15 protein-coding genes and 1 riboswitch are annotated in these 9474 nt (G+C 68.7%); of the genes, 6 read left to right on the top strand and 9 right to left on the bottom strand.

Annotated elements, in window-relative coordinates:
- Positions 1–2 precede the first annotated feature (2 nt).
- The 4 genes from ASD30_RS06220 to ASD30_RS06205 all read right to left on the bottom strand — a co-directional run bounded on the left by ASD30_RS06220 (position 3) and on the right by ASD30_RS06205 (position 2689).
- Positions 3–425, bottom strand: coding sequence for a VOC family protein (locus ASD30_RS06220; RefSeq protein ID WP_056678276.1), 423 nt, complete (start codon positions 423–425; stop codon positions 3–5).
- 20 nt (positions 426–445) lie between these two features.
- Complete coding sequence (locus tag ASD30_RS06215) at positions 446–832, bottom strand: helix-turn-helix transcriptional regulator (RefSeq protein WP_235530119.1); 387 nt, start codon at positions 830–832, stop codon at positions 446–448.
- 116 nt (positions 833–948) lie between these two features.
- Positions 949–2253 (bottom strand): lipase family protein, encoded by a 1305-nt coding sequence (locus tag ASD30_RS06210; RefSeq protein WP_082563576.1) that lies wholly within the window; start codon positions 2251–2253, stop codon positions 949–951.
- 79 nt (positions 2254–2332) lie between these two features.
- A complete protein-coding gene (locus ASD30_RS06205) occupies positions 2333–2689 on the bottom strand; it encodes a VOC family protein (RefSeq protein WP_056678271.1) in 357 nt (118 codons plus the stop codon).
- Between the two features lie 67 nt (positions 2690–2756).
- Between ASD30_RS06205 and ASD30_RS06200 the strand changes: the two genes are divergently transcribed.
- The gene (locus tag ASD30_RS06200; protein ID WP_056678268.1) at positions 2757–3215 is read left to right on the top strand and encodes an HIT family protein; all 459 of its coding nucleotides are present in this window, start codon (positions 2757–2759) and stop codon (positions 3213–3215) included.
- Positions 3216–3249: 34 nt separating this feature from the next.
- Here ASD30_RS06200 and ASD30_RS06195 read toward each other — a convergent pair whose 3' ends face one another.
- Positions 3250–3717 carry a GNAT family N-acetyltransferase gene (locus tag ASD30_RS06195; RefSeq protein ID WP_056678265.1) on the bottom strand — a complete coding sequence of 156 codons (468 nt, stop codon included), beginning with the start codon at positions 3715–3717 and terminating at the stop codon, positions 3250–3252.
- A 98-nt stretch (positions 3718–3815) separates the two neighbouring features.
- On the opposite strand from ASD30_RS06195, the gene ASD30_RS06190 reads away from it, so the two are divergent.
- The gene (locus ASD30_RS06190) at positions 3816–4370 is read left to right on the top strand and encodes a pyridoxamine 5'-phosphate oxidase family protein (RefSeq protein ID WP_056678261.1); all 555 of its coding nucleotides are present in this window, start codon (positions 3816–3818) and stop codon (positions 4368–4370) included.
- Between the two features lie 208 nt (positions 4371–4578).
- Here ASD30_RS06190 and ASD30_RS06185 read toward each other — a convergent pair whose 3' ends face one another.
- Positions 4579–5037 (bottom strand): SRPBCC family protein, encoded by a 459-nt coding sequence (locus tag ASD30_RS06185; protein ID WP_056678258.1) that lies wholly within the window; start codon positions 5035–5037, stop codon positions 4579–4581.
- A 167-nt stretch (positions 5038–5204) separates the two neighbouring features.
- Here ASD30_RS06185 and ASD30_RS27075 point away from each other — a divergent pair, with 167 nt between their 5' ends.
- Positions 5205–5363: a hypothetical protein gene (locus ASD30_RS27075; RefSeq protein WP_200950022.1), complete on the top strand. Its 159-nt coding sequence runs from the start codon at positions 5205–5207 to the stop codon at positions 5361–5363.
- A gap of 58 nt (positions 5364–5421) precedes the next feature.
- On the opposite strand, the gene ASD30_RS06180 is transcribed toward ASD30_RS27075, so the two are convergent.
- Complete coding sequence (locus ASD30_RS06180; RefSeq protein ID WP_056678256.1) at positions 5422–5961, bottom strand: MOSC domain-containing protein; 540 nt, start codon at positions 5959–5961, stop codon at positions 5422–5424.
- Between the two features lie 71 nt (positions 5962–6032).
- A riboswitch (guanidine-III (ykkC-III) riboswitch) is annotated at positions 6033–6096 on the top strand.
- Between the two features lie 11 nt (positions 6097–6107).
- On the opposite strand from ASD30_RS06180, the gene ASD30_RS06175 reads away from it, so the two are divergent.
- Positions 6108–6422, top strand: a complete 315-nt coding sequence (locus tag ASD30_RS06175) for a DMT family transporter (RefSeq protein WP_056679416.1) — start codon at positions 6108–6110, stop codon at positions 6420–6422.
- Between the two features lie 10 nt (positions 6423–6432).
- Here the strand turns inward: ASD30_RS06175 and ASD30_RS06170 are convergent, their stop codons facing one another.
- Positions 6433–7077, bottom strand: a complete 645-nt coding sequence (locus tag ASD30_RS06170) for a potassium channel family protein (RefSeq protein ID WP_056678251.1) — start codon at positions 7075–7077, stop codon at positions 6433–6435.
- 19 nt (positions 7078–7096) lie between these two features.
- On the bottom strand, positions 7097–8428 hold the full coding sequence (locus tag ASD30_RS06165) for a TrkH family potassium uptake protein (protein WP_056678247.1): 1332 nt from the start codon (positions 8426–8428) through the stop codon (positions 7097–7099).
- A gap of 209 nt (positions 8429–8637) precedes the next feature.
- Between ASD30_RS06165 and ASD30_RS06160 the strand changes: the two genes are divergently transcribed.
- Positions 8638–8964, top strand: a complete 327-nt coding sequence (locus ASD30_RS06160; RefSeq protein WP_162250919.1) for an HU family DNA-binding protein — start codon at positions 8638–8640, stop codon at positions 8962–8964.
- 106 nt (positions 8965–9070) lie between these two features.
- A complete protein-coding gene (locus ASD30_RS06155; RefSeq protein ID WP_056678243.1) occupies positions 9071–9385 on the top strand; it encodes a hypothetical protein in 315 nt (104 codons plus the stop codon).
- The last annotated feature ends 89 nt before the right edge of the window (positions 9386–9474 follow it).

Genomic DNA, 9474 nt, shown 5'->3' with positions numbered 1-9474 from the left:
CCCTACCGAGGCAGCTCCCCCTGATCGTTGATCCGCACGTGGTTGCCGGCCGGGTCGCGGAACGCGCAGTCGCGGACGCCGTACGGCTGGTCGATCGGCTCCTGGATCACCTCGGCGCCGGTCGCCTGCACCCGGTCGAAGACGCCGTCGAGGTCGGGCGTGGTCAGGACGATGGTGGCGTAGGTGCCCTTGGCCATCATCTCGTTGATCATGCGCGTCTCGTCCTCCGTGACGCCCGGGTCGACGCCGAGAGGAGTCAGCACGATGTTGGTGTCGGGCTGATCGGGCGAGCCGATGGTCACCCAGCGCATCGTGCCCTCGCCGACGTCCATGCGGACCTCGAAGCCGAGTGCGTCGCGGTAGAACGCGATCGACGCGTCCGGGTCGGTGTGCGGAAGGAAGCTGGCGTGGATGGTGAGGTTCATGGCGCTCACGCTAGCGGCGCTCAGGACGTGGGCGCTTCTTCATTCCTGATTGATCGCTCGCGCACCGGCCGGGTGACCTGTTTCTCCACACAGGAAGGGATGCCGGTGGTCGGATGGGCTTCCGGGGCGCGCTGCCGATAGACACTCGGGGGCACACCGACCAGCTCGGTGAAACGGGTGCTGAACGTGCCGAGCGACGAGCAACCCACCTCGAAGCAGACCTCCGTGACGCTCAGGTCGCCGCGGCGCAGCAACGCCATCGCACGCTCGATGCGTCGCGTCATCAGGTAGGAGTACGGCGACTCGCCGTACGCCTGCTTGAACTGGCGGCTCAGGTGGCCGGACGACATGTGCACCCCACGGGCGAGTGCCTCGACGTCGAGCGGCTGGGCGTACTCACGGTCCATCCGGTCGCGGACCCGCCGCAGCAGGGCGAGGTCACGCAGCCGATCGTCGTTGGCCGGTGTGCTGGTCACACCCACGATCGTGCCACGGGCACGGAGACCCGGCCAGCCGACACGATTCAGCCGGCGCGGCCGACGGTGGCCCTGGCAGCCGACGCCAGCATGCGCGCGTAGCCGATCCACGCACGCGGCGACAGGGCCACGGAGAAGGTGGTGTCGCTGCCGGTGGGCACCTCAGCGCCCTCGAAGCGATCCTCCAGCCAGCCCAGCATCGTCGGCATCGCCAGCACCATCAGGCTGATGTGCTCACTGAGCCGGTCACTGAGGTAGCGAACGTCGGCGCCGCCGTCGACGTACTTGGCCACCTGGGCGTCGACCTCGGCCTTGTCGATGACCTGGTCGTGCACGGCCTGCACCACCAGAAGCGGGCAGGCCGGGACGTTCTTGCCGAGGCGCAGGTCGTCGAAGAGCGCGAGCACCTCGGGCAGGGCCAGCACATCGGCCAGCGGAGCATCCAGATAGTCGTCGAAGTCGTCGAACGCGTAGCGCAGCACGGCACTGACCGTGGTCATCTCGCCGAGGGCGTCGAGGCGCCTCTGGCCGCCGGCGCTGGCGTGCTGCCGGATCACCCGGGCCAACCCCGGATAGACATGGCGCAGCCCCGAGACGACCAGCGCAGGCAGCCCTGCGTTGAGGCCCGTGTTGAGCTTGATGAAGGCCTCCCCCGGGTCACCGACCGGCGACCCGAGCACGGCGCCGACCACCCGCAGCTCCGGTGCGTACGACGGCGCAAGCTCGGCCGCCCACGCAGAGGCCATCCCGCCGCCCGAGTAGCCGAAGATGCCGACGGGTGTGTCGTGGGCGAGCCCGAGCGGCTCGAAGCGGAGCACGGCGCGGATGCCGTCGAGCACCCGGTGGCCGGGCTCCCGCGGCGCCGCGAAGTGCCCGCCGCGGCCCTCGTGGTCCGAGAGCGACACGACGAAGCCGCGGTCGAGCAGTCCGGAGATCAACAGCAGCTCGAACTGCGGCAGGGCACCCCAGGACCGTGCGCCCTGGCGCAGGGCATAGGACGGGAAGCACTTGTCGGAGATGGCGTCGATCGCGCACTGGTAGGCGATCACCCGCTGCGGCCGGGTCGGGTCGTAGCCGCGCGGCACGAGAACGGTGGTCACGGCGACCTCGGCCTTCCCGTCGAGATCGTTGCTGCGGTGCGCGAGCTGCCAGGCGGTGAGCCCTCGTTGCGGCACCAGCCCGAGGAATCCCAGGCGCACTCGCCGACTGCGGATCACGGTGCCGTCGGCGAGGGCGCCGAGGTTCGGCGGCGCGTCGTGGAAGGGGTCGTCCCGCGGTCGCAGGGGTCGTCCGGTGGCCACGGTGTCGTCGTCGGGCGACACGTCGTCCGCATGGGCGATGGTCTCGGCCACGCCGCTCTCCTTTGCCTGCCACCGCGGGGAGATCCGGTGGATCAGACCAAGGTTACCGAACCGTAGGTTTCACCGCTGCTCAACTCAGGCAGAGACAGAACGGGTGCCCGGCCGGATCGAGCATGACCCGGAACGTGGTGCCGGGTTGGTGCTCGTGACGGGTGGCGCCGAGCTCGACCACGGCATCCTCGGCCACGTCGAGGTCGGCGACGACGACGTCCAGGTGCATCTGTTGCGGGACCTCCTGGGTCGGCCACGTCGGCGCCCGGTAGTCGTCGACCTGCTGGAACGAGATGCAGTTGCCGTTGTCGGCGCGGATGTCGAACCAGCCGTCCTGCTCCTTCACCTCCCACTCGAGGATCGCGGCGTAGAACGAGGCCAGGACGGCGGCGTCGGGGCAGTCGAGGACGAAGGACGGGAACTGTGCGATGGGCATGCCCGACACGCTACGGACGGTTGCGGACGTTCCCCGTCCTCTTCCGCGACGCGGCTAGCCTGCTCCGATGACCCACGACGCCCTGCAGCCCGGATGCTTCCCCTGCGAGCTGCAGGGCGCGGTGTCCCGGCCGCCGCGGGAGGACCTGCTGCACACGCAGCACTGGCGGGTGGTCCATGCGTTCAACTCGACCATGCCCGGGTGGCTGGTGCTGCTGCCGACCCGGCACCTCACCTCGTTCACGGAGCTGTCGGCCGAGGCTGCCGACGAGCTGGGCGGACTGGTACGCCGGCTGGGCATCGCGCTCGAGCAGGTCACCGGGTGCGTGAAGACCTACCTGATGCAGTTCTCCGAGGCCGAGGGCTTCTCACACCTGCACCTGCACCTCGTGCCGCGCATGCCCGACCAGCCCGCCACGGCGATGGGGCCGAAGGTGTTCAGCTACCTGAGCCCGGACCAGACCCAGTGGCTGCCGCACTCCCGTCGCGACGAGATCGCGCTCGCCGTACGCGCTGCCCTGCCGTGAGCGCTGGTTGGGGCGCTGATCCGTGCGGGTGGGATCAGCGGCGCACCATGCGCCGTTCGGGTCCCTCGTCGCAGTCCTGGACCTGCCCGTCGAACCGGAAGCCCTGCCGTTCATAGAACGTGATCGCCCGGGTGTTGCCGTCGAGCACCCAGAGGTACGCCGGCCGTTCGCCGACGGATGCCGAGAGCAGCCGATGCCCCACACCGGTCCCGTAGACGCGGGCCCGCACGTAGAGCGCCATCAGCTCCAGGAGGTCGCTGTCGTCGCGACCCGGTCCACAGCTGGCGAACCCGACGAGCCCCTGCTCGTCCTCGGCCACCCACGTCGGCGAGTTCTCGAGCCTGGTCTCCCAACGCGCGATCCGCTTCGACGACGGCTCGGCTCGCCGCGCGTCGAGGACCGACTGCGGGACCAGGCCGGCGTACCCGTCGTCCCAGACCTCGAGGTGCAGCTCCGCCAGTGCGGGTGCGTCCGCAGGAACGGCCGTTCTGATCGAGTCCATCCACGGGATCCTGCCATGGTGAGCCCGCGCAGCCGAAAGGATTTGCGGAGCCGCAGGGTCGGCGTGAAGATGGCGGGACGAGCCGACCTGGAGGATCAATGGCCAAGCAGTTCCCGGAGCTGACCGACCGACTGAGCGACTTCATCGCCGAGCAGTCCATGTACTTCGTGGCCACCGCCGCCCGCGACGGCCGGGTCAACGTCTCGCCGAAGGGCGTCGACTCCTTGCGGGTCCTCTCCCCCACGCGCGTCGTGTGGCTCAACGGCACCGGCAGCGGGAACGAGACCGCGGCCCACCTGCTCGACACCCCGCGGATGACGATCATGTTCTGCTCGTTCGTGCGCGAGCCGCTGATCCTGCGGTTGTACGGCGACGCCAGGGCCGTGCACCCCGACGACGCGGACTGGGACGACCTCCAGTCGCTCTTCCCGCCGATGCTCGGCGCCCGCAACATCTTCGTCCTCGACATCGACCTGGTGCAGACCTCGTGCGGCTACGGCGTGCCGCTGATGGAGCTCCAGGGACAACGCGACCTGATGGACAACTGGGCCCGCAAGAAGGGCGACGACGGCATCGACGTCTACCAGCAGCAGAAGAACCTGCTCAGCATCGACGGCTTCCCGACCGGCCTTCCCGAGCACGCTCGATCCTGAGCCGCGAGCAGGGCGTGGCCGCACTCGGCGCCTGAACCTGCGGCTGACGATCGAGCACAGGCGGACCATCGAACATGCAGTTCATGCCGAACCGGCGAGCCGTGAGCGTCAAACAGCATCCGGAACAGCGAACTGCATGTTGAATGGTCCGTTCGCCCTGCAATTCCCGGTGGCCGAGGCTCGCGCCCTCCCCGCTCGACGGACCGCGTCAGCTCCCGACCTCGACGACCGCCTTGATGCGCTCGAGCGTCTGCCGCATGCCCCGCAGGTTGGTGCGCCCGCGCAACGGGCCGAGTACGAGTCCGTAGAGGCGCAACGCGGGATGGGTCCCGAGCTCGTAGGACTCGGTGACGTCGGTGCCGCCGTCGCGTTCCCGCAACTGGTAGCGCCAGGTGTTGGCCCGCTGCCCGGCGGCGTACACCGCGAAGCCGAAGTCACTCCCCGGCTCGCAGGTGATGACCTTGCAGTTCGTCCAGTAGACCGGCCCGACGCCGTTGCGCTTCACGTGGCCACGGAATTGGGCGCCGACCTCGGGGCCGGTGGCACCGTCGGTCCACTCGGCCTCGAACGTCTCCGGGCTGAACTCGCCGATCCTCGTGACGTCGCTGACCAGACCCCAGACCTTCTCGGGTGCTGCCTTCATGTGCACCGTGACTGCTCCTCGCATGGTCGAACCCTGCCATGTGGGGGTCACCCGATCGGGTAGTTCTCCCCCTTCGAACGGCCCATTCAGTGGGAATTCGATGAATCTTGTCGGTGGTCGGGGTCAAAGTGGGTATCAGCAGGCAAACCGGACACACCTTGACCTACGACACCGCAGGAAGGAGCACCATCATGTGGGACACCGTGGACAACCACTCGGCACACCTCTCGCACGACCTGCCGTGCCCCGGCTGCGGCCACGCAGTCCACACCTACCTGTCGTGCTCAGACAGCTGTGCGTGTGTTCCGCAGCCGCTGCCCGGCACGGTCGGCGCCTACTCCGCCGCCTGAGGCAACCGCGCCCGTACGACGAGCCGGCGGCAGCCGCTCCGCACGGACTAACCGGTGATCAGACCCGGGTCAACGGAAGGTGCGGTTGCGGAGGCAGCGTGACCTCGATCGGGTCACCCGGGCCGACGTCTCCCCCGCGCGCGACCACGCCCATGACACCGGCGCGCCGTTCGACCGCGCCGTCCTCGCCGGTGCGCACGACCTGCTTGAGCAGACCGTCGCGGAAGGTGTTGATCTGCTGGCACGGGTTGCGCAGCCCGGTGACGATGACCACCGCGCCGCCCACCTCGAGCCGGGTGCCGACGGGCAACGACAGCAGGTCGAGTCCGGTGGTGGTGACGTTCTCGCCCAGCTGCCCCGGTGCGATGTCGAAGCCGGACGCCGACAGCTCGTCGAGCAGTTCCGCATGGATCAGGTGAACCTGCCGCAGGTTGGGTTGCGAAGGGTCGACCGCCACCCGGGACCGGTGCTGCACGGTGACACCGCAGTGCGCGTCACCCTCCACGCCCTGGCCTTCGATCAGCCTGATCCGGTCGGTCGGGTCCTTGCTGAAGGCGTGCGTGTCACTGAGGTGGACGGCGGCGACGGTGGCGGGCACGTGCCCAGTCTCGCATCGCCCTTCGTGCACCGCTCGAGTTGCCCCCGCGCAGCACCTTTGAGACGATCAGCGAAGAGCCCGACGTGGCTCCCGGACGAGGTGTGCCGTACCCGGTGTGCGACAAGACGGCGCCTGAGGAGAACGTCATGTCCTGGCTCGTGCTCATTGTCTCCGGTGTCCTCGAAGCGGTCTGGGCGACCGCGCTCGACAAGTCCGAGGGCTTCACCCGTCCCGTGCCCACGGCCACGTTCGTGGTGGCGCTCGTGCTCAGCATGGGGGGCCTGGCCTGGGCGATGCGTGAGCTGCCGGTCGGCACGTCGTACGCCGTGTGGGTAGGCATCGGCGCCACGCTGACCGTGGCGTGGGCGATGGCCACCGGCGCCGAACCGGTGTCGCTGGCCAAGGTGCTGCTGGTCGCCGGCCTCATCGGCTGCGTGGTCGGCCTCAAGTACGTGCACTGAGCCGACGCCCTCAGCGCAGCGTGCAGAACTTCTCCACCTTGGCGGTGGGACCCGACACGATCAACTGGTCGTGTCGGGCCACCCTCGTCTCCGGGCGGGCATACGTGAAGTCCTCGCCCAGGCGCTTCACACCGACGATGGTCACGCCGTGACGGGTCCGCGGGGACGACTCGGCCAGGGTCTTGTCCCACGTCTCCGGCGGGGCAGGGGCGCGGGCGATGGAGAAGTCGTCGTCGAACTCGATGTAGTCCATCATTCCGCCGGTGAGCATGTGGGCCACCCGCTCCCCCATCGAGAACTCGGGATAGACCACGTGGTGTGCCCCGACGCGCTGCAGGATCTTGCCGTGCTTGCGGGTGATCGCCTTGGCCCAGATGTCCGGGACGCCGGCCTCGGCGAGAGCCAGCACGGTGAGCACACTGGCCTCGATGTCGGTGCCGATGGCGACCACCGCGCGGTCGAACTCACCGACCCCGAGCTGGCGCAGGGCCTGTTCGTCGGTGCTGTCGGCCTGGACGACGTGGGTGAGCTCGTCGGACCACCGCTGCACGAGGTCGTCACGTTCGTCGACGGCGAGCACCTCGCGACCCAACCGGACCAACGAGGTCGCGACAGCGGTGCCGAAACGTCCCAGGCCGATCACGATGATCGACATGGGCTCTTCCTTCTTGAACTTAGCCAACGACGGGTCTCTCCTCGGGCAGTTGGTAGTGGCGGTGTCCGCGTCTGAAGGCCAGTGCGGAGGCGACGGTGATCGTGCCGACGCGGCCGACGTACATGAGCACCATCAGGGTCACCTCAGCGACGGGCGGAAGGTCGGGCGTGATGCCGGTGGACAGGCCGACCGTGGCGAAGGCAGAGATCGACTCGAAGAGCACGACGTCGAGCGCGTAGTCCGTCGCCATCAGGATCACCATGGTCCCCGTGGCGATCGCCGCGATGGCGAGCAGCACGACGGTGAGGGCCTGGCGGATGGTGGAGTGACTGACGCTGCGGTGGGCGACGGTGGTGTCCCGCTCGCCGCGGATCTCGGCGAAGATCGCGAACGCGAGGAGGAAGAACGTGGTGACCTTGATGCCACCCGCCGTGCCGGCCGAGCCCCCGCCGATGAACATCAGCAGGTAGTTGACCGCCATCGTCTCGGGCGTGATGGCCCCGTAGTCGACGCTGTTGAAGCCAGCCGTGCGGGGCACGACACCGCCGGTGACGCCGCCGACGACCTTGCCCCACGGTGACAGCCCGCCCAGAGTGCCCTGGTTGGTCCACTCGAGGGCGAGGAAGGCCAGGGTCCCGACCACGAGGAGGAACACGGATCCGTAGACGGTCAGTCGGGTGTGCACCGTCCACATGCGCGGTCGTCGCCACTTGCGCCGGAGCTCGAAGAGCACCGGGAAACCGAGGCCGCCGACGATGATCGCGACGCAGATCGGGAAAGCGATCCACGCATCGGAGACGAAGCCGATCAGGTTGTCGCTGTAGAGCGCGAAGCCGGCGTTGTTGAACGCGGAGACCGAGTGGAACAGGCCGTGCCACAGCGCCGTGCCCCATGTGTCGTCGTAGTTGGCCCGGAAACGGCCGGCCAGGATGAGCGCGAACACGGCCTCGAAGGACAGCATCGTGATCGCCACCCGGCGTACGACGTGGCGCACCTCCCCGATGTTCATCGTGTGCGTCTCCGCCTGCGCGATCAACGAGGAGCTGAGCCGCAGGCGGCCACTGACCAGCAGGCCGAGCAGGGTGGCCAGGGTCATGATGCCGAAGCCGCCGACCTGGATCAGGCTCAGCACCACGACCTGCCCGAACGGCGACCAGTAGGTCGCGGTGTCGACAGTGGTGAGCCCGGTGACGCAGACCGCGGAGACACTGGTGAAGGCAGCGGTCAGCACGGGAGGGCGGTTCGGACCGGGCGTCGCCGCCGGCAGGGAGAGCAGCAGCGTGCCGACCACGATGGCCATCAGGAACGCCAGAGGAACGATGCGCGTCGGGTGCATCAGCGTGCGCTTCATCGAACCTCCCGGAATCGGGAACACCCTAGGGCATGGACATCCGGTGACGGCACTCCCGCGCGGTCGGCTCCGGCGACCAGGTCAGGCCCGGCTTTCCGCGGTCGATGGCCCCGAAACCCCCAGTTCTTGGGGGTTTCGGGGTGTCCTGCGCCGATTTCTTGGGGCCCTGTCGTTAGTTTCGGGGTGTACGGACATCCCCAAGACCCGAAATGGTGGAGAAATTGAACAAGCGTGAACTGGTGGACGCGATCGTCGAGCAGACCGGCTGGACCCGCAAGGAGGCCGAACAGGGCCTCAATGCAGTCGTGAACACCATCAGCGACGCCGTTGCCGAGGGCGACCGCGTGCAGATCCCGGGCTTCGGCTCCTTCGAGAAGCGTGAGCGCGCGGCCCGCGAGGCCCGCAACCCGCAGACCGGCGAGACCATCAAGATCAAGAAGACCAACGTGCCCGCCTTCAAGGCCGGCACCGGCTTCAAGACCTACGTGGCCGCGTCGAAGAAGGACCAGGCTGCGATCCGCAAGGCTCGCGGCTGACGCCAACCGCTCAGACACGAACCCCGCCCCGTCACCTGACCGGGGCGGGGTTCGTCGCGTCGGGACCCCTGCGTATCTGGAGTGCACCGCCGGACTCCTCACGCACATGACCTTCGCCCTCAAGCACGACCGACCGGTCTCGCTGGCCCGCCAGGAGATCAGCATCGTCTGCACTGCGCACCGCATGGTGCGGGTGGCTGTCACCGCTGACGCACGGGGTGCCGACCCGGCGCGGTCGATCGCTCCGCTGGTGCGCGGCTGGTGTCACGGACGGCTGCCCCTGCTCCGGCGTACGTCGCACCACAGTGAAGAGCTGCTGTGGCTGCTGGCCCGCACCCTCGATGAGATCGCGGACCAGGTCCCCCGGCCTCACGCGGCAGCCGCCTTGCGTGCAGCAGCCGCGGAGATCGCCCGCAGCTGACCTCAAGCGCACGATGGTCGAGGAAGGCCCGCCAGCGCCTGTCTCGAAACCACTCGCCGCACCCAGGAAGGTGTTTTCAACTTCAGCTC

Source organism: Nocardioides sp. Root140 (assembly GCF_001426745.1).
Taxonomy (GTDB): Bacteria; Actinomycetota; Actinomycetes; order Propionibacteriales; family Nocardioidaceae; genus Nocardioides.
The sequence above is the reverse complement of the archived record's forward strand: the minus strand, read 5'-3'. Positions and strand labels throughout refer to the sequence as shown.

Excerpts from the sequence above, each read along its gene's own strand:
- ASD30_RS06205 (WP_056678271.1), bottom strand. The coding sequence starts at position 2,689 with ATGCCCATCGCACAGTTCCCGTCCTTCGTCCTCGACTGCCCCGACGCC.
- ASD30_RS06215 (WP_235530119.1), bottom strand. The coding sequence starts at position 832 with ATGGACCGTGAGTACGCCCAGCCGCTCGACGTCGAGGCACTCGCCCGT.
- ASD30_RS06200 (WP_056678268.1), top strand. The coding sequence starts at position 2,757 with ATGACCCACGACGCCCTGCAGCCCGGATGCTTCCCCTGCGAGCTGCAG.
- ASD30_RS06160 (WP_162250919.1), top strand. The coding sequence starts at position 8,638 with ATGGTGGAGAAATTGAACAAGCGTGAACTGGTGGACGCGATCGTCGAG.
- ASD30_RS06155 (WP_056678243.1), top strand. The coding sequence starts at position 9,071 with ATGACCTTCGCCCTCAAGCACGACCGACCGGTCTCGCTGGCCCGCCAG.
- ASD30_RS27075 (WP_200950022.1), top strand. The coding sequence starts at position 5,205 with ATGTGGGACACCGTGGACAACCACTCGGCACACCTCTCGCACGACCTG.
- ASD30_RS06190 (WP_056678261.1), top strand. The coding sequence starts at position 3,816 with ATGGCCAAGCAGTTCCCGGAGCTGACCGACCGACTGAGCGACTTCATC.
- ASD30_RS06195 (WP_056678265.1), bottom strand. The coding sequence starts at position 3,717 with ATGGACTCGATCAGAACGGCCGTTCCTGCGGACGCACCCGCACTGGCG.
- ASD30_RS06175 (WP_056679416.1), top strand. The coding sequence starts at position 6,108 with ATGTCCTGGCTCGTGCTCATTGTCTCCGGTGTCCTCGAAGCGGTCTGG.
- ASD30_RS06185 (WP_056678258.1), bottom strand. The coding sequence starts at position 5,037 with ATGCGAGGAGCAGTCACGGTGCACATGAAGGCAGCACCCGAGAAGGTC.
- ASD30_RS06170 (WP_056678251.1), bottom strand. The coding sequence starts at position 7,077 with ATGTCGATCATCGTGATCGGCCTGGGACGTTTCGGCACCGCTGTCGCG.
- ASD30_RS06165 (WP_056678247.1), bottom strand. The coding sequence starts at position 8,428 with ATGAAGCGCACGCTGATGCACCCGACGCGCATCGTTCCTCTGGCGTTC.
- ASD30_RS06220 (WP_056678276.1), bottom strand. The coding sequence starts at position 425 with ATGAACCTCACCATCCACGCCAGCTTCCTTCCGCACACCGACCCGGAC.